An 18,282-nucleotide genomic window follows, 5' to 3' on the forward strand; every position below is an offset into this window, starting at 1 on the left:
TGCCGAGCAGGTGAGAAGCGACGAGGGCCGTTCGGCAGCGCGCCGCTGGCCCCTTTATCCGGCCTTGCGGCCACCTTCGCCCCGACGGGGAGAAGAGGCAACCTCAAAACGCCTCGGCCGCCATCGCCATCATCGTCTCCGCGCCGCTTTCGATTCGGGCCTTGCGCAGCGCTGTCTCCGGCATGATCCGCTCCATGAAGAAGCGGGCGGTGATCAGCTTGTTGCGCAGGAACGCCTCGCGTTCGCCGGCAGCCGCCGCCAGTCCCGCCTGCGCGGCCTTCGCCATCCTCGCCCACATGTAACCAACGACGACGAGGCCGAAGAGATGCATGTAGTCGGTGGAACCGGCGCCGGCATTGTCGGGCTTGGCCATGGCGTGCTGCATGAACCACATGGTGGCGGCCTGCAGGTCGTTCAGGCCCTTCTTCAGGTGCTTGGTGAAGAAGGAGAGGCTCTCGTCGGCGCGGTTCTCCTCGCAGAAGTCGCCGATCTCCTTGAACAGCGCCATGACGGCGCGCCCGCCATTCATGCCGAGCTTGCGGCCGACGAGGTCGAGCGCCTGGATGCCGTTGGCGCCCTCGTAGATCATGGCGATGCGGGCGTCGCGCACGTACTGGCTCATGCCGTGCTCTTCGATATAGCCGTGGCCGCCGAAGATCTGCTGCGCCATCACGGTGTGGTCGAAGCCCTTGTCGGTCAGCACACCCTTCAGGATCGGCGTCATCAAACCGAGAAGATCGTCGGCAGCCTGCCGCTCGCTCTCCTCGGATGAGCGGTGGGCGATGTCCGACTTAAGTGCCGTCCAGAGCAGGAAGGCGCGGCCGCCCTCGTTCCAGGCCTTGATGGTCAGCAGGGCACGGCGGATGTCGGGGTGCACGATGATCGGGTCGGCCGGCCTGTCGGGCGCCTTCGGGCCGGAGAGCGAGCGGCCCTGGATGCGCTCGCGCGCATAGCTGGCGGCGTTCTGGTAGGCGGCCTCGGCGACGGCGAGCCCCTGCAGGCCGACGCCGAGTCGCGCCTCGTTCATCATCACGAACATGGCGTTGAGGCCCTTGTTCTCCGCGCCGATCAGATAACCGGTCGCCTCGTCGTAGTTCATCACGCAGGTGGCGTTGCCATGGATGCCCATCTTGTGCTCGATCGCGCCGCAGGACACGCCATTGCGCCTGCCCGGTTCGCCGTTCTCATCCGGCAGGAACTTCGGCACGATGAACAGCGAGATGCCCTTGGTGCCGGCCGGCGCGCCCTCGATGCGGGCCAGCACCAGGTGGACGATGTTTTCCGCCATGTCGTGCTCGCCGGCGGAGATGAAGATCTTCTGGCCGGAAATGCGGTATGAACCGTCGCCGACCGGCACCGCCCTGGTGCGCAGCATGCCGAGGTCGGTGCCGCAATGGGGCTCGGTGAGGTTCATCGTGCCGGACCAGGTGCCGGCGACCATTTTCGGCAGGTAGGTCTGCTTCTGCTCTTGCGAGCCGTGCACGAGGATCGCCGCGATCGCCCCTTGCGTCAGGCCGGGATACATCATCAGCGACATGTTGGCCGATGACATGTACTCTGCCACAACGGTATGCAGCACATAGGGAAGGCCTTGGCCACCAAATTCCTCCGGAACCGCGAGCCCGAGCCAGCCGCCCGCGCGATAGAGCTCGAACGCGCCCCTGAAACCTTTGGGTACGACGACCGAGCCGTCCTCGTTGCGCCGGCAGCCTTCGCGGTCGCCGGCGAGGTTGAGCGGAAACAGCACTTCCTCGGACAGCTTTGCAGCCTCCGTGGCAATCGCCTCGATGATGTCCGGCGTCGCTTCGGCAAAGCCTGAAAAATTCCTGTAGCGCTCGAGCCCGAGCACATCATTGAGGACGAACATCGTCTCGTTCACGGGGGCCTTGTAGGTGGGCATGCTCTGACATTCCTCCCTCGTTGCCGGACGATCGTCCTGACTACCGGCAGGATACTAGAAAATTTTGACGTTTGCGTAAACGTTAGTTTGCCTACGCACCGGCAATTCCTTCGCGAGGATGTTAGGCGCGGAGCGGCCGGCGCGCCTTGCTGGTGCGACCCGATCAGCAAAATTGCTGAAAGCTTGGCCGGCGTTAACGGCTTGTTTACCACGTTTAATGAATTGTGGCGGCCGAAGGCAGCGCACGAAATAGTTTCATTGTTCCCGTTCTTGGCTGCCCGCGGACGTCAGGTCCGGGAAAGCTGCCTCACCTAAGGTGGGCCCCCCTGGTTTGCACGTGCGTACCGATCGGCCGACGCGTTTAGCTTGGCCAGAAATACAGGAAGGCGACGCGTGCCGTTGGCGGCGCGACGCGGTTCTCCCGGCGGGCCGACGGGCTCCCAAGCGAGGCGAAGAACATGAACGGATCGCGAGCCAATCCTCCCCGCTACGGCGACAGGTCGTCGTTCGATGCGCTGAATCGGACCATCGAGGGCCTGGAGGCGCGAATCGAAGGGCTGATGGGCGCCCGGGAACGCGGTCGCGGCGCGGCTTACGGCCGAGCGGAACCGACTCGCCAGGAACCGGTATCGTCGGCGGCACTCCGGAACGATCCGGTGAGCGAGATCAGGCAACGCCAGCGCGTGCTGGAGGCGAGTCGCGAGCGGCTGGCGACCAGCGCCGAGCACCGGCCGGCCGCACCTGACGCTCATGCCCCCCAGCGCACACAGCCGCCGGGCGCGCCGGACTTCGCCGCCAGGGAAATCGCCCAGGCGCTCCTCGGTCTCCGCCAGGACCTGAAGCGAGACATTGCCGAGGGCGTCGCCCGCGAGATGGACATGCTGCGCGCCGAAATGCGCGCGATCCGTCAGTCCGCCGAGATGCGCGATCATGGCGATGATCTCCGCGAGGACCTGCAGCGGCTGTCGCAGAGCATCGGCCAGCTCGGCCGCCAGTCGGAGCATTCCGAGGCCGACAGCCTGCGCATCGAGTTCGACGAGCTCCGCTCGGTGCTCGACGGGCTTGCCCGCGAGGATACGGTGCGCCGGATGGAAGATCGCTGGAACGGCGTCGAGCAGAAGCTCACGGCATTCGACCAGAGCCGCGACGACGAACTGCTGGCGCTCGCCTACCGGCTCGACGAACTGAAGGCGCAGATCCACTCCGCCAGCCCAACCCCGGCGCTGCGCGACCTAGAGCGCCAGTTGCAGGCAATGGGGCAGGCGGTAGAGGCGTTGGGTCGCAGCGTCCAGCAACCGGACGACCGTCGCTTCGTCTCGCATTTCCAGGGGCTGGACCTGCGGCTGGACGAGATCAGCCGTGCCATCGCGGCCAGCAGCCGCGCGAACGCCTCCTCCGGCGACGCGGCGCTGTTCCAGCGCATCGAGGGCCGCATTTCGGTTCTTTCCGACCAGATCGACGCGATCGCGCATCGGCCCGCGCCGGAGCAGGGCCTCGGTCAGAGGCTGGAAGCGCTCGCCTATCGCATCGAGGAACTGACGAACGAAAAGGCTGCGATTCGCCTCGAGGAGCGGCTGGAGCAGCTTTCGGCGATGATCGAGCAGGGGCAGCGCGCACCGGCCGCAGGTGCGGACCTCGCCCATCATCTGAATGACATTTCCCGCAAGATCGACGCGCTCGACCAGGGTGCCGTCAACGAGGTGCTGGCGGAACGGCTCGAGCAGATCGCCCGCCGCATCGATGAACTCGACGTGCCGGCCGCTCCGATGCTCTCCAGCGGGCATTTCGCGTCGATCGAAGACCGGCTGCAGGCGATCGCCGAACGACTCGACCGAGCCAGCACGGCCCCGCTGGAAGATGGCAGCGCCCTGCGCGGCCTCGAGGCACAGATTGCCCATCTCTCGACGCTCATCAGCGCTCCCCAGCCGGCAACCGCCACCGCGCTGCCCTCCGATTTCGACAGCCGCATGGCGACGATCGAAGACTATATGGCGACCAACGACGAATACATCGTCGAGGCCGCCCGGCAGGCAGCCGAGGCGGTGATGCAGGCCTACCGGCACAATGGCAACACCGGCGAGGCGCCATCCGACATCGCTGCGATCGCTGCGCTGGCGGAAGACCTGCGCACGCTCGAGGACATGATGCGCTCTGGAGAGGAGCGGACGGCCCGGACCTTCGACGCGCTGCACGATACGCTGGTGCAGATCGCCGCGCGGCTGGAACAGCTCGATGCAACGCGGGATAACCACGATCGGGAAGAGGCACGCGAAGCCGCACCGGCGGCGGCGCATCATGCCGCGCCGGTCTTCCACACAGACGAATACCCGTTTGTCGACGATGGTTTCGACGCGTTGCGCCATGGAGTTTCCGCGCGTGGGGCGGATGAAGATGTTTCGGTCCGCGAGCAGGGTGCGGCAGTCGCCGTTGCCGAGTCTGACGTCATGGAAGCCGAGGTCGAAAACGCCGCGACGAAGACCGGCAAGCCCAGCCTGATCGCTGGTCTTGCCCGTCGCTTCGCTCCGGCCTGGAAGGAGCCGTCCGCTCCCGTCGAGCGCCAGCAGATCGATCCCGCGCCGTCGCTGGACCCGGGCGATGAAATGGCGCCCGAGATCGCCAACCAGCTCCTGGAGCCGGGCTCTGGCGCACCGGATGTGCGCAAGATCCTCGAACGTGTTCGCGCCAGCCAGTCCGGCGAAGGGCGGGCGTCTCGCGACGACGCCGGCAAGGCCGACTACATCGCCGCGGCTCGCCGCGCAGCGCGCCTGGCCGCCGAGGAAACCGATGCGATCGCCAGCATCGCGCCGGAACGCAACGCATCCGACGCGGGTGCAGCCATCTCAAAATTCGGCCGCCATCGCCGGCCGATCATGATGGCTGTCGGCGCTATCCTTTTGGCAATCATGTCCTATCCGCTCGTCAACACGCTGGTACGTGGCGACGAGGCACCGAAGCTGGCGGAACGCGAGCAGGCCAGCGTTGCAGCCGCGTCGGCCACGGCCGAACCTGTCGAAAGCAACGCTGAAACAGCAATGGTTCCGTCGTCCGCCGCGCCCCTGGAACCGGTCGCGGTTCCTGCGGACGATGTACACGTGAACAAAGGTGCCACGGCGGAACGCGCCGGGCCGGACACTGCTGCGCCGGCGGTTGCGGCGACAGGTGCCCAGCAGATGACCAGGCCGCTCGGCACCGCGGCCGTCCCGACGGGCGGTTTCGAGCCGATCGCCGCTGCCGCGGATGCTGGTGAGAATGCTACGGCGCCCACTGAGAACGAACACGCGGTCGCCAGCGTCGAGCCGGCAGGAAGCAAGGCCGGTGTCATCATCGTACCGCCGGCAATCGAGCCGGCATCGCTCGCGAAGTCGGCGGGTGAGGGGGACAGACTGGCCCTGTTCGAAATCGGCGCGCGCTATACCGATGGTCGCGGCGTTGCGATCGACCTCGTCGAAGCGGCACGCTGGTACGCGCTTTCGGCCGAGCGCGGCTTCGCCCCGGCCCAATACCGCCTGGGCAGCTTCTACGAAAAGGGACAGGGCGTCGAGCGCGACCTCGACAAGGCTCGCGATTTCTACGAGCAGGCGGCCAAGCAGGGCAATGCCAGCGCCATGCACAATCTGGCCGTGCTGCTTGCCACGGGCGGCGGCAAGGAACCGGATCTTGCCGCTGCTGCCGAGTGGTTCAAGAAGGCGGCCGATCTTGGTGTTCGCGACAGTCAGTTCAATCTCGCGGTCCTGTATGCCCGCGGCAACGGCGTGACGATGGATTTCGAGGAGGCCTACAAGTGGTTTGCGATCGCAGCGCGCGATGGGGACCGTGACGCCGCCGAGAAGCGCGACGAGGTGGAAAACGCCATGAAGCCGGAGCAGCTTGCAAGCGCGAAGGCGAAGCTGGAAGCCTGGAAGGAGCAGCCGCTCGACGACAAGGCCAACGCGGTGGATTTGCCGGACGAGTGGGTCGGCAAGGGCACCAAGACTGCCTCCGTCGACATGAAGAGGGCGATCCGCAACATCCAGGCCATCCTCAACAACAACGGCTTCCAGGCCGGAACGCCGGACGGCGAACTGGGGCCGAAAACGGTGCAGGCGATCAGGGCTTTCCAGAAGTCGGTCGGCCAGCCGGAGACCGGCAGGATCGACGACCGGCTCGTCAACGAGTTGCTCAAACGCAACAAGCAGCCGGGTTGAGCCCCGAACGGCTGTCGTGCCGCATAAACCCCTCGCTTGAACCGTTACTCCGAGTTGACGCCGCCTTCAGGCGCGGGCATGACGGAACATGAAAAAACCACAAGCCGCTTCAGAATTATAAGTAGGCGGCCGGTCGACGGCCCGGTCACGGTCAAGCCCGTGCCCTGGCGGCGCTCGGTAGCGTATGCAAACCTTCTGGGGGCTGACGGTACAACGTTTCGGACCGGCGGACAGGCGGCCTGCGAACTGTCTGGCGGTTCCGTTCATGCGAATTCGGTTCGGCCGAATTCGATCGATACTGGGCAATTTCCAGCAGATGAGCGCAGCGGCTTTGCGTCCGGAAGTTGCCCGTGACGCAGGAAGATGAGCGTCTTCGAGAATTGCGAATGCGCTCCAGGTGAAGACGGCGTTCGGGGGCGCCGAGGTTTGGGCCGCGTGCCCATCGGGGTAATGCTGTGACGGTCTATCTGCCCATCGCCGAGCTCTCGGTGAACATCTTCATCATTCTCGGTATGGGCGCTGCGGTGGGGTTTCTCTCCGGCATGTTCGGCGTCGGCGGCGGCTTCCTCATCACCCCGTTATTGATCTTCTACAACATCCCTCCGGTCGTGGCGGTGGCGACTGGCGCCAATCAGGTCGTTGCCTCGTCGATTTCCGGCGCGATCACCCATTTCCGCCGCGGCACGCTCGACATCAAGCTCGGGACAGTGCTTCTGATCGCCGGCCTTTGTGGCGCGACGGCCGGCGTCTGGCTGTTTGCGCTGCTGCGTCGCGTCGGCCAGCTCGACCTCGTCATCTCGTTGCTTTACGTGGCGCTGCTTGGCACCGTCGGTGCGCTGATGCTGTTTGAAAGCGTCAACGCGCTGCGCCGTGCGGCCAAGAACCAGCCCGCCAGCTTGCGCAAGCCCGGCCACCACAACTGGGTGCACGGCCTGCCCCTGAAGATGAAATTCAAGAAGTCGAAGATCTATCTGAGCGTCATTCCGCTCGGCGTGCTCGGCTTCTCGATCGGTGTGCTGACGTCGATCATGGGTGTCGGCGGTGGGTTCATCATGGTGCCGGCGATGATCTATCTGCTGCGGATCCCGACCAACGTGGTCGTCGGAACCTCGCTGTTCCAGATCATCTTCGTCACCGCCTACACGACGATCATGCAGGCGACGACGAACAATTCGGTCGATATCGTGCTGGCCTTCATCCTGATGGTGGCCGGCGTGGTCGGCGCGCAATACGGTGTACGCGTCGGCCAGCGGCTGCGCGGTGAGCAATTGCGCGCGTTGCTGGCGCTCCTGGTGCTCGCGGTCGGCCTGCGTCTCGCGGTCGACCTGGTGCTGACGCCCGAGGAAATCTATTCCGTCGTCAGCGAATGGGGGTATTGATGAAGTCCCTTCCTGCTGCACTCGCCGCTGCCCTGGTGTGGGCGCTTGTTCTGCCTGCCGCCGCTCAGGACAAGCCGCCGAGCACCGCGACCGAGAAGATGGAAATCGGCATCTCCACCGACGAGATCGCCATCACCTCCGACTTCCGCGGCGCGGACCTGACGATCTTCGGGGCGATCGAAGGCTACGATCCGAACCTACTCGCGCAGGGCAAGTACGACATCGTCGTGGCCCTGGAAGGCCCCAAGGACAACCTGACGGTGCGCCGCAAGGAGCGGGTGCTCGGCGTCTGGGTGAACCGGCGCTCGATGACCTTCGAGCTGGTGCCGGAATCCTATTCGCTGTCGAGCACGCGCGACGTCGAGAAAATCGCTTCGGACGAGGTCCTCAACAGCATAGGCGTCGGGCTGCACCATATCCGGCTCGATCCGATCGGCTATATCGGCGACGGCAGCAATCTTTCCGAATTTCGCGAGTCGTTGCGGCGCCTGAAGGAAACCGGCGGCTTTTACCAGCGTGACCCGGGCGGCGTGCAGTTCATCAGCGCCAGCCTTTTCAAGGCCACGGTGAAGCTGCCCGCCAACGTGCCGAACGGCACCCATGTGGTGCGCGCGCATCTGTTCCGCGACGGTGTCTTCATCAGCGAGAAGGCGCTGCCGCTGCGCGTGGTCAAGACCGGGCTGGAGCAGATGATCTCCAACGCTGCCTACAGCCATCCGCTCTCCTACGGCGTGCTTGCCGTCGTTCTCGCACTGTTGACCGGCTGGATCGCGAGCATCGTCTTCCGCAAGGATTAGGCTTGCGGCGACGCTGCCTCAGGCTGGGGCGCCGCAGCGGTTCGCGCTACGACCTGCTCGTAGGCGCGCTGCAATTCTGCGAGGACGGAGCGCGCCGGCCGCTCCATGCCGAGGTGGATGAAGCGCAACTCTGCCATCATGGCCTCCCACATCGCCGGTCCGCCGTTTTCAAGAAGCTCGGCGCGAATGCTCAGTTCCTCGCTGACCGGCAGGTGCCGGCGGCCCCAGGCACCCATCTGCGCAAAGAGCGGCACGAGACAGATCGCCATTTCGGTGAGGCTGTAGAGCGCCTTCTGCTTGTGGCTCGGGTCGTCGGCCCTGGTGATCAGACCCTTCTCCGTCAGCCGCTTCAGGCGATCGGACAGGATGTTGGAGGCGATGCCTTCCTCGGATCGGGTCAGAAGCTCACGGAAGTGGCGGCGGTTGCCGAACATCATGTCGCGGATCACGATCAGGCTCCAGCGGTCGCCGAGAATCTCGAGCGTCAGGTTGATCGGGCAGCCAGAGCGATGTTCGTCCTTCATTGCGGTCTCCAGAGAATCTGATTGCATTTTGCCACTGGTCTGCATAGTCTTCAACCGATTGCATTCTGCAACCTGAATGGGAGAAGCAAAATGAGCCGGCTCATCGTATGGAACCTGATCACGCTCGACGGCTGCTTCGAAGGCGAGGAAAAATGGGATCTGGCCTTTCATGGCCACGCCTGGGGTGACGAGCTTGCGGCGATGAGCAACGCGTTCGGCGCGCGCGCAAGGCTGCTGGTCTTTGGCCGGACGACCTACGAGGGCATGAAGACGTACTGGACGACCACGGAAGAAGAGGGCGAGACCAAGGCCTTCATGAACGCCCTTCCGAAGCTCGTCGCCTCGCACACGCTGAAAAGTTCGGACTGGAACAACACCCGCACGACCGACGACATCGTCGGCGAGCTCACGCGGTTGAAGGCGGAGCCCGGCAAGGACATCTTCGTCTTCGGCAGCGCCGATCTGACCGACACGCTGCTGAAGGCTGGCCTTGTCGACGAACTGATGATCGGCCTCGTGCCGACGGTGCTCGGCAAGGGAAACCGCTTCTTCAAGGACGGCGAGGCACAGCAGCGCTTCGACCTCATCGAGGCGCGCCCGTTGAAGAACGGGACAGTGATCCTGCGCTATGCGCCGAAGCCGGACTAAGGAGTATTCCGTCAAGCCAGCAGGTTGGCGAACCGCACCGAGTAGACGCGGTCGCGCCCGAGCAGATGCGCGACGAGGTTGTCGCGCTCGAACAGCCCGCTCATTGCGCGATGCCGCAGGTCCAGCCCGCCGGTGGTGACCCCGAATGCGGGCATCAATAGGCGCCGGCCATCGGTCGCAAAGCACGGCCGGCGGACCGATTTGTCGCGCCGACGCACCGTCGCCGACGGATGCAGGTGCCCGGCGATTTCGCCGTCCCCGGCCGCAAGCGACGGCTCGTGGCGGAAGGCGAGGCCCGCATAGTGCAGCTCGTCGGCGGACTGACCGGGCAGGCCGGTGGTGCCGTCCGGGTCGTGGTTGCCGTTGATCCAGATCCAGTCGCGGCCGCGCGCCATGGCCTCGATCCGCTGGCGGAATTCCTGCGGCAGGTGAGCGGAGCCGACGCGATCGTGGAAATTGTCGCCGAGGCTGACGACGATCGCCGGATCGTGGCGGGCGATGACCGCCTCGAGAATCCTCAGCGTGGCGAGCGTGTCGTAGGGCGGAAGCAGCATGCCGCGGCGTGCGAATGCGGCTCCTTTTTCCAGATGCAGGTCGGATATCACGAGTAGGCGCGTCTGCGGCAGGTAGAGCGCCCCGAAGGGGTCGCAGATCGCCTCGACGCCGGCGATAAGCGTTCGCGCCGAAACCGCGCCGAAGTCCTGCATTTCCGCGGCCGCCAGGGCCAATCTGTGCATCACCGCTTCACTCTCGTTCCGTCCAGCGGTCGTTGTCGTCCGCCCGCCTCATTACGTCCTGCATCGCCGCTTCGCCGAGCGCTTCGGCGATCAGGTCCTCGGCCGCTTCCGCCAGCACGACGTCATGCGCCTCCCCGGCCACCGTCTCCCTGCCGATCTCCAGCATGACGGGAATCGCCAGCGGCGAGATGCGGTCGAGCGGCCGATGGGTGATGTGGCCCCTGATTCTCGCAAGCATAGTCCCGAGCCGCTCGATGTCCAAAAGGCCCGATGCCGCATCATGGCGCGTCGCCTCGAGCAGGATGTGGTCCGGCTCGTGGCTGCGAAGCACGTCATAGATGAGGTCGGCCGACACGGTGACCTGCCGGCCGGTCTTTTCCCGTCCCGGATGGCGCTGCTCGATAAGTCCGGCAATCACGGCGCAATTGCGGAAGGTGCGCTTCAGCATCCAGCTTTCGTCGAGCCAGGCCTCAAGGTCGTCGCCGAGCATGTCCTCATCAAAAAGATCGGCGAGCGACGGGCGGCGGGCTCCGAAGGCGGCGCCGAGGTCGTCGAGCGCCCAGACGGCCAGCGAGTAGTCGGTGGCGACAAAGCCGAGCGGCTTCAGCCCGGCGCGCTCGAGGCGGCGCGTCAAAAGCATGCCGAGCGTCTGGTGGGCGAGCCGGCCCTCGAAGGCATAGGCGACCATGTAGTGGCGGCTGCCGCGCGGAAACGTCTCGATCAGCAGCTCGTCGCGCTTCGGCACCATCGAGACATCGCGCTGGATCGACAGCCATTCGCGCACCTGGCCGGGCAGCTCGCGCCAGCGGTCCGGGTCGGCCAGCATGACGCGGACCTGCTCGGCGAGGTAGGTCGAGAGCGGGAACTTGCCGCCCGCATAGACCGGCACCTTCGGATCTTGCGAGAAGGCCTGGCTGACGAGGCATTCGTTCTCCCGGATGCCTTCGAAGCGCAGCACCTTGCCGGCAAAGAGGAACGTGTCGCCGGGCGACATGGTCTCCAGGAAATACTCCTCTACCTTGCCGAGCGCCGCACCGCCGCGACCGAGCGAACCGCGCGCGTTGCGCTTGACGAGCCGCAGGTTCAGCATCGGCATCTCGACGATGGTGCCGAGGTTCAGCCGGTACTGCTGCGCGACCTGCAGGTTGGAGACACGCCAGAGCCCGTCCTTCGTCTTCCGGATCTTGGCATAGCGTTCATAGGTCTGCAGCGCATAGCCTCCGGTGGCGACGAACTGCACGACGCGGGCAAAGGTCTCCCGCGGCAGCGCCGCGTAGGGTGCGGCCGAGATGACCTCGGCAAGGAGCGCGTTCTCGTCGAACGGGCCCGCACAGGCCATGCCGAGCACGTGCTGGGCGAGCACGTCGAGGGCGCCTGCGGTCATCGGCGGCGTATCCTGGGCGCCGACATAGTTCGCATCGAGGGCGGCCTGGCACTCCATCACCTCGAAGCGGTTGGCCGGCACCAGGATCGCCCGGCTCGGCTCGTCCATGCGGTGGTTGGCGCGGCCGATGCGCTGGGCGAGCCGCGAGGCGCCCTTCGGCGCGCCGACATGGATGACGAGGTCGACGTCGCCCCAGTCGATGCCGAGGTCGAGCGTCGAGGTGGCGACGACGGCGCGCAGCCGGTTCTCCGCCATCGCCGACTCGACCTTGCGGCGCTGCGCCACGTCGAGCGAGCCGTGGTGCAGGGCGATCGGCAGCGTCTCCTCATTGATGCGCCAGAGCTCCTGGAACAGCATCTCCGCCTGGCTGCGGGTGTTGACGAAGAGCAGCGTGGTGCGGTGCTCGCGGATCGCCTGGTAGACCTCGGGCATGGCATAGCGCGCCGAATGGCCCGACCAGGGGATATGCTCCTCGCTCTTCAGGATGGTGATGATCGGCTTTGCGCCGCTCGGGCCGAGGACGAGGCCGGCATGGTTGTCAGCTTCCGGCGCCTGCCCGACCAGCCAGCGGCGCAGGTCCATCGGTTCGGCGACAGTGGCGGAAAGGCCGATGGTGCGCAGGCCGGGAGCGAGCTTTCGCAGTCGCGCCAGCCCGAGCGAGAGCAGGTGGCCCCGCTTGGAGGTGACGAGCGAGTGCAGTTCGTCGAAGACGACGAATTTGAGGTCCTTGAAGAAGCGCGGGGCCTCGGCGTTGGCGATCAGCAGCGCCAGCTGCTCCGGTGTCGTCAGCAGGATGTCGGGCGGGGTCAGCCGCTGGCGCTGGCGCTTGGCCTGCGGCGTGTCGCCGGTGCGCGTCTCGATCGTCACCGGCAGCCCCATCTCCTCGACCGGCTTGGTCAGGTTCCGCTCGATGTCGACGGCGAGCGCCTTCAGCGGCGAGATGTAGAGCGTGTGGATGCCGGTGAAGGCCGAGCCGGGCGGCATTTTCCCGCGCGCGAAGAGATCTGTAAGCGAGGGCAGGAAGCCGGCGAGCGTCTTGCCGGCACCGGTTGGCGCGATCAGCAGCAGGCTCTCGCCGGCGCGGGCGCGGGTGAGCAGCTCCAGCTGATGCGCGCGCGGCGCCCAGCCCCTTGCCGCAAACCAGTCGGCAAAAGGTTTTGGAAGCGGGGAGGCGCCCCGGCTGGCAGAATCGCTCGCGGTCACGGGAGTGAAACTAGCCGAACGGGTCTGAAAGGGAAGGTGCTGTGCGGGCGGTAGAGCGCCTCTCAGTCGGTTTCCGTCTTGCAGCATCTGGACGACAAGCAACTGAAGACCGCCTGAGCGAGCCCGACATCACGAAATACCTGCCGGCGAGGCCTCCAATGTCTAAAGCAGGATCAGCACCACCGGGCCACAAATGGTGCAGGGCAACATTGCAGCAGTTCGATCACGACGCCCGTCGCTTCGCCAGATACAGCCGTCCCTGCACCGGTTCGCCGGCGTCCTTGCGGATGACCGTCTGCCAAGCCTGCAGGATGGCGAAGCCGGCAGCGTCGGCGCGCCGGCGCACATGCGCCTCGCCATGCGCATAGCGCAGCGACGGCCGGAGCACGTAGTCCTCGCCGTCGGCGGCGTCCTCTACAGAAAAGCCGAAGTAGCCGCCCGAAGCGACCAGGTCCGCGGCTGTCGTAAACACGTGTGCAAGCTCGCCCAGATACATCAATACATCGGCGGCCGTTGCAAGAGTAGTGCGGCCCCGCGGCAACCCCGCCTCGAACACGCCGCTCTCGGCGGGGGAAAGCGTAAGGTCTGCCTGCGCCAGCCGGTCGTAGAGCCGTTTCTCCCGCGCTTTCGCCAGCATCCTGGCTGACAGGTCGAAGCCTTCGAGAAAGCTGGCCCGGTCGCGGATCCGCTCGCCGAACAGCCCGGTGCCGCAGCCGAGGTCGGTGACGAAGGAGAATGTCGTGGAGGGGCAATGTTCGCAGATCAGGGCGGCCAGCTTTTCCGGCACGCTGTAGTCGAGACGCCCGACAAGGGCGGTATCGAAGCGCTGGGCATAGTCGTCGAACAGCTGTTCGACGTAGCGGCTCGGAGGTGCGCTGGGAACGCCGCTCGCGCCGAGCACCGCGAGCTTCAGCCCCGCGCCGAACGGATCGGCGGGGGCCAGGGAGAGCACTTTGGCAAGACCGGCCGCAGCCGCCTCCTTCTGGCCGGATTTTTCCGCATATTCCGCAAACCGGAACCAACCCGCCGCCCAATCTGGGGTGATCGCCAGCGCCTGCTCCATAAGCTCCGCCGCGCCCGAATAGTCGCCGTTTTCGGCGAGCAGACGGGCATAGTCGGCGCGGCGATCGGCGAGGATATCGCCGGAGGAGTGCTGCGTGGCGGCTGTCATGATTTGCGTTGGACTGCGAGGTGAACACGGTAATTGTCGAGGCTTCGGCAAAATGCAAGTGGATTCGCCGCGATTCCGTGGCAGAACATGAAAAAACCGCGTCTTGCAGCCCACGCAGCGGCGGCTTAAGAGGCGGAGCGGCAACAACAGGAGCGAACGCATGTCGGATGGCGTCAACAGATTCCTCGGCGATACGCCGTTGCGAATAATCGTAAAGCTGCTGATCCTGTCGGTCGCTCTCGGCTTCCTCATGTCGGTCTTCGGCCTCTACCCGGAAGACATCCTGCGGGGCGTGCGCGACTTCGTGATCAATCTTTGGGAAACCGGCTTTGAAGCGCTCGGCCGGGTCGGTGACTATCTCATGCTCGGCGCGGTGATCGTCGTGCCGGTCTTCTTCCTCATTCGAATCCTGAGCTACAGACGCTGAGATGACATCCAGAACGACGAAACCGATCGGTCGCAGGACCCTTCTGGCGATCTCCGTCGGCGCAGCTGCGGCCGCGATTGCCGGCTGTACGACGACGGAAAAGATAGATAACGCCTCGCACGGCAGCGACCGTACCGACACGACGCTCGCGATGATCAACAAGCTGCGCGGCGAGCGCGGGTTGCAGCCGCTGTCCCGCCATCCCGCCGCAGCGAGTGCCGCCCTCGATCAGGCCAGACGCATGGCCTCGGCCGGCAAGATGGCGCACAACATCGGGCTCGGCGCCAACTTCGCCAAGCGCATGAAGGGCATGGCAGTGCCGTTGCCGGCGGCCGAGAACATCGCTGTCGGTCAGGCCGATGCCGCGCGGGCGTTTCAGGCCTGGGTCAATTCCCCCAAGCACCTCGCAAACATGCTCGGTCCCGGCTACCGCGGCCTCGGCGTCGCCGAGGCGAGGCACCCGGCTTCCGGAAACCGGCCCTATTGGGCAATGGTGCTGTCGAGCTAGCACCTGAGTCGGGCATGCCCGGCTCAGCGTGAATAGGGGGCGAGCGCCGAGCGGGTGCCGGGACCATCGGGGGCGAGGCGCTGGAGGGCGGGAAGGAAACATGGACGCATCGGCCAGAGCAAGCGAGGGGGCCGGTCCCTTCGAGGTCACGCACCGGCTGGTGCTGTCGATCGCCATTCCGATGACGCTCGGCTTCCTGACGACGCCGTTGCTCGGCATCACGGACACGGCCGTCGCCGGTCGCCTCGGTTCGGCCGAGGCGCTGGCAGGCCTTGCCGTCGGCGCCGTGCTCTTCGACCTGATCCTCGGCAGCTTCAATTTCCTGCGCGCCTCGACGACGGGTCTCGTGGCGCAGGCATTCGGGCGTGGCGACCGGCGCGAGGAACAGGCGATCTTCTGGCGGGCGCTTGCGATCGCCATCGGCTGCGGGCTGTTGATCGCGCTCGCCTCGCCGCTGCTGCTGAAGGCCGGGCTGGTGCTGATGGCGCCGCCGCCCGGCGTCGCGGAAGCGACGATCACCTATTTCTCGATCCGGATCCTGGCCGGGCCGATGGCGCTTGCCAACTACGCCATCCTCGGCTTCGTGCTCGGGCGCGGCCGGGGCATGACGGGCCTGTTGCTGCAGGCGATCATCAACGGCGTCAACATCGTACTCTCGATCGTGCTCGGCCTTCACTACGGCTGGGGCGTGTCGGGGATCGCCGGCGGGGCGCTGATCGGCGAGACGGCCGGCATGCTGACCGGCCTCGTGCTGGTTCTGCGCCGCTTCGACCGCGCCGATCGTCCTGCGAGGGGAGCGATCTTCACGGCCGCGCGGATGCGGGCGCTGTTCGCGCTCAACCGCGACATCATGATCCGCACCTTCGTGCTGCTGGCCGCCTTCACGCTCATGACCCGCATCGGCTCGTCCTTCGGGCCGCTATCGCTGGCCGCCAATGCGGTGCTGATGAACATCTTCCTGGTTGCCGGCTACTATCTCGACGGATTGGCGAACGCGGCCGAACAGATCGTTGGCCGCTCGATCGGCGCGAACCACCGCCCCGCCTTCGACCGCGCGGTGCGGCTCACCATGCTCTGGTCTTTCGGGCTCGGCGCCGCGACGGCGCTGTTGTTCTTCCTGTTCGGCACCGACGTCATCGCCCTGCTGACGACCACCGAAACCGTCCGCGCGGAAGCCGCCACCTACCTGCCCTGGGCGGCGCTGACGGCGATCACCGGCGCGCTCGCCTTCCAGATGGACGGCGTCTACATCGGCGCGGCCTGGTCGGCGACGATGCGCAACATGATGATCCTGTCCTTTCTCGGCTACCTGGCGGCGCTCGCGATCTTCGTGCCGCTCTTCGGCAATCACGGGCTCTGGCTGTCGCTGAACCTGTTTCTTGCCTTTCGCGGGCTGTTTCTCGCATCCCGCGTTCCGCGGCTCGCCGGTCAGATCTTCCGCTCGGCCCAGTAGGCGGTGCGGCTGCAACGGATGTCGCGGATCGAGGCCAGGCCCTCGCGGTCGCAGAGAGCCGACAGTCCCTTGACGATCCCGGCGGGCAGGCCCGGGCCGGCATAGACCATGCAGGAGTAGAGCTGGACGAGATCGGCGCCGGCGCGGATCTTCTCCGCGGCGGTCTCCGCCGAGTTGACGCCACCGACGCCGATGATCGGCAAGGCTTGGCCGACGCGCTGGCGCATCTTGGCCAGAACGGTCGTCGATTTTTCGAACAACGGCCGGCCGGAAAGGCCGCCGGCCTCGCCCGCCTGCGCCCGGTCAGTCAGGCCGTCGCGCGACAGCGTCGTGTTGGAGACGATCAGGCCGTCGAGGTCGACGGCGAGCGCCACCTCGGCGATATCGTCGAGACCTTCCTCGGTCAGGTCCGGCGCGATCTTCAGGAAGACCGGCACGCGGCGCCCGCTGCGAGCCTCCTGTTCGTCGCGGGCGGACAAAACGGCGGAGAGGAGGGCGGCAAGGCTCTCGCGCGCCTGCAGGTCGCGAAGGCCCGGCGTGTTCGGCGAAGAGATGTTGGCGGTGAAGTAGCGCGCCACGTCGTAGAAGGTGCGGATCCCGGTGACATAGTCGCCGATCCGGTCCTCGCTGTCCTTGTTGGCGCCAATGTTGACGCCGATCAGCGACTGGCGCGAGCAGGCCTGAAGACGCCGCAGCGCCGCTGCATGGCCTTCGTTGTTGAAGCCGAGCCGGTTGATGACGGCCTCGTCGGCGGTCAGCCGGAAGATGCGCGGCTTGGGGTTGCCCGACTGCGGCTTCGGCGTGACCGTCCCGATCTCGGCGAAGCCGAAACCGAGACGGATCAGCGCCTCCGGAACCTCGGCATTCTTGTCGTAGCCGGCGGCCATGCCGATCGGGTTCGCAAATTCGAGGCCGGCGATCGTCTGGCGCAGGCGCGGGTCGGCTCGAAGCCGGCAGGCCGGAATCACGCCGCCCTTCAGCGCGGCGATCGAAAGTCCGTGCGCAGTCTCGGGATCAAACAGGAACAGGCCCTTCCGGGCGAGATCGGCCAGTGTCATCTCAATTCATCTCCGGAAAGACGTGACGACCGTCGGCGCCAAGCGGCAGCGGCTTTTCCCAGCGCACCGCGTCGAGCGGCAGCGCACCGTAGAGATGGGGAAACAGCTGTCCGCCGCGCGACGGTTCGTAGACGAGCGCCGCGCCGAGCGCCGCCCCGTCGATGGCAACCAGCAGCAGATCGGTTTGGCCGGAAAAATGCTTTGCCGCCGTCTCCGGCGCTTGTGCCGCGGTCGAAAAATGAATGAACCCGTCGGCGAGATCGACTGGCGCACCCTCGAAGCGGCCCTGCTGTCGGGCGGCCTGCCACAGACTTGCCGGGACGATTTTGTATATAGTGTCGGACATGGCGTGCTTCCTGCTCGATTGCGGACGGCGCTGGTTGCAGCGCTTGCCGCATCGTGGCCGGAAAGTCCACGGACAAATTCTATTCCGGGGTTGGTTTCAGGAGGAAGTCGAATGCACAGGTCGCTTGCAGGTCTCGCCTTTGTCCTTCCACTGTTGGTCGCCGGTGCGGCGACGGCGGCAGAGAACGGACGCTACCAGATGGAACGCACCGCCGAGGGCTTCGTTCGGCTTGATACGCGCACCGGCGAGGTGTCGTTGTGCAAGGAGGCCTCCGGCCAGATCGCCTGCCGCATGGCCGCCGACGAGCGTGCCGCCTTCGAGACGGAGCTCGACCTGCTGACGAAGCGGGTAGAAGCGCTGGAAAAGGCACAGGGATCCGGGCTGTATTCCGATAAACCGCACCTCCCGACCGACGAGGAGATTGACCGGACCATGGGCGTCATGGAAAGAATAATGCGGCGCTTCATGGACATCGTGAAGACACTGGAAGGGGGCGACCACAAGGCGGGCTCGCAGTCGGACCAGTTGCCGGAAAAGACCTGAGCGCGCCTTCGCGACGCCCC

At 65.9% G+C, this 18,282-nt stretch carries 15 protein-coding genes; 8 read left to right on the forward strand and 7 right to left on the reverse strand.

Annotated elements, in window-relative coordinates; genetic code table 11:
• Nucleotides 1–103: 103 nt before the first annotated feature.
• Entirely contained in the window at nt 104–1,900 is a 1,797-nt protein-coding gene (locus C7449_RS06105; RefSeq protein ID WP_108001878.1) for an acyl-CoA dehydrogenase C-terminal domain-containing protein, read from the reverse strand.
• 458 nt (nt 1,901–2,358) lie between these two features.
• On the opposite strand from C7449_RS06105, the gene C7449_RS06110 reads away from it, so the two are divergent.
• The 3 genes from C7449_RS06110 to C7449_RS06120 all read left to right on the forward strand — a co-directional run bounded on the left by C7449_RS06110 (nt 2,359) and on the right by C7449_RS06120 (nt 8,260).
• On the forward strand, nt 2,359–6,084 hold the full coding sequence (locus C7449_RS06110) for a peptidoglycan-binding protein (RefSeq protein ID WP_108001879.1): 3,726 nt from the start codon (nt 2,359–2,361) through the stop codon (nt 6,082–6,084).
• A 455-nt stretch (nt 6,085–6,539) separates the two neighbouring features.
• Complete coding sequence (locus C7449_RS06115; RefSeq protein WP_108001880.1) at nt 6,540–7,463, forward strand: sulfite exporter TauE/SafE family protein; 924 nt, start codon at nt 6,540–6,542, stop codon at nt 7,461–7,463.
• Nucleotides 7,463–8,260 carry a TIGR02186 family protein gene (locus C7449_RS06120; protein ID WP_108001881.1) on the forward strand — a complete coding sequence of 266 codons (798 nt, stop codon included), beginning with the start codon at nt 7,463–7,465 and terminating at the stop codon, nt 8,258–8,260. The genes C7449_RS06115 and C7449_RS06120 overlap by 1 nt, the downstream gene beginning before the upstream one ends.
• On the opposite strand, the gene C7449_RS06125 is transcribed toward C7449_RS06120, so the two are convergent.
• The gene (locus C7449_RS06125; protein ID WP_108001882.1) at nt 8,257–8,784 is read right to left on the reverse strand and encodes a winged helix-turn-helix transcriptional regulator; all 528 of its coding nucleotides are present in this window, start codon (nt 8,782–8,784) and stop codon (nt 8,257–8,259) included. The genes C7449_RS06120 and C7449_RS06125 overlap by 4 nt on opposite strands.
• Nucleotides 8,785–8,874: 90 nt before the next feature.
• On the opposite strand from C7449_RS06125, the gene C7449_RS06130 reads away from it, so the two are divergent.
• Entirely contained in the window at nt 8,875–9,432 is a 558-nt protein-coding gene (locus C7449_RS06130; protein ID WP_108001883.1) for a dihydrofolate reductase family protein, read from the forward strand.
• A gap of 11 nt (nt 9,433–9,443) precedes the next feature.
• Here the strand turns inward: C7449_RS06130 and pdeM are convergent, their stop codons facing one another.
• The 3 genes from pdeM to C7449_RS06145 all read right to left on the reverse strand — a co-directional run bounded on the left by pdeM (nt 9,444) and on the right by C7449_RS06145 (nt 13,927).
• Nucleotides 9,444–10,169, reverse strand: a complete 726-nt coding sequence (pdeM, locus tag C7449_RS06135; RefSeq protein ID WP_108001884.1) for a ligase-associated DNA damage response endonuclease PdeM — start codon at nt 10,167–10,169, stop codon at nt 9,444–9,446.
• A 7-nt stretch (nt 10,170–10,176) separates the two neighbouring features.
• Nucleotides 10,177–12,756 carry a ligase-associated DNA damage response DEXH box helicase gene (locus tag C7449_RS06140; RefSeq protein WP_245414295.1) on the reverse strand — a complete coding sequence of 860 codons (2,580 nt, stop codon included), beginning with the start codon at nt 12,754–12,756 and terminating at the stop codon, nt 10,177–10,179.
• A 223-nt stretch (nt 12,757–12,979) separates the two neighbouring features.
• On the reverse strand, nt 12,980–13,927 hold the full coding sequence (locus C7449_RS06145; RefSeq protein ID WP_108001885.1) for a methyltransferase: 948 nt from the start codon (nt 13,925–13,927) through the stop codon (nt 12,980–12,982).
• A 160-nt stretch (nt 13,928–14,087) separates the two neighbouring features.
• On the opposite strand from C7449_RS06145, the gene C7449_RS06150 reads away from it, so the two are divergent.
• The 3 genes from C7449_RS06150 to C7449_RS06160 all read left to right on the forward strand — a co-directional run bounded on the left by C7449_RS06150 (nt 14,088) and on the right by C7449_RS06160 (nt 16,315).
• Entirely contained in the window at nt 14,088–14,354 is a 267-nt protein-coding gene (locus C7449_RS06150; protein ID WP_108001886.1) for a DUF6460 domain-containing protein, read from the forward strand.
• Between the two features lies 1 nt (nt 14,355).
• Nucleotides 14,356–14,862 carry a CAP domain-containing protein gene (locus tag C7449_RS06155; protein ID WP_108001887.1) on the forward strand — a complete coding sequence of 169 codons (507 nt, stop codon included), beginning with the start codon at nt 14,356–14,358 and terminating at the stop codon, nt 14,860–14,862.
• Between the two features lie 100 nt (nt 14,863–14,962).
• Nucleotides 14,963–16,315, forward strand: a complete 1,353-nt coding sequence (locus C7449_RS06160) for an MATE family efflux transporter (RefSeq protein ID WP_108001888.1) — start codon at nt 14,963–14,965, stop codon at nt 16,313–16,315.
• Here C7449_RS06160 and C7449_RS06165 read toward each other — a convergent pair.
• Complete coding sequence (locus C7449_RS06165) at nt 16,291–17,373, reverse strand: quinone-dependent dihydroorotate dehydrogenase (RefSeq protein ID WP_108001889.1); 1,083 nt, start codon at nt 17,371–17,373, stop codon at nt 16,291–16,293. The genes C7449_RS06160 and C7449_RS06165 overlap by 25 nt on opposite strands.
• Before the next feature lies 1 nt (nt 17,374).
• Nucleotides 17,375–17,719, reverse strand: coding sequence for a DUF952 domain-containing protein (locus C7449_RS06170; protein ID WP_108001890.1), 345 nt, complete (start codon nt 17,717–17,719; stop codon nt 17,375–17,377).
• A 111-nt stretch (nt 17,720–17,830) separates the two neighbouring features.
• Between C7449_RS06170 and C7449_RS06175 the strand changes: the two genes are divergently transcribed.
• The gene (locus tag C7449_RS06175; RefSeq protein WP_108001891.1) at nt 17,831–18,262 is read left to right on the forward strand and encodes a hypothetical protein; all 432 of its coding nucleotides are present in this window, start codon (nt 17,831–17,833) and stop codon (nt 18,260–18,262) included.
• Nucleotides 18,263–18,282 lie beyond the last annotated feature (20 nt).

Source organism: Mycoplana dimorpha, from assembly GCF_003046475.1.
GTDB classification, from domain to species: Bacteria; Pseudomonadota; Alphaproteobacteria; order Rhizobiales; family Rhizobiaceae; genus Mycoplana; species Mycoplana dimorpha.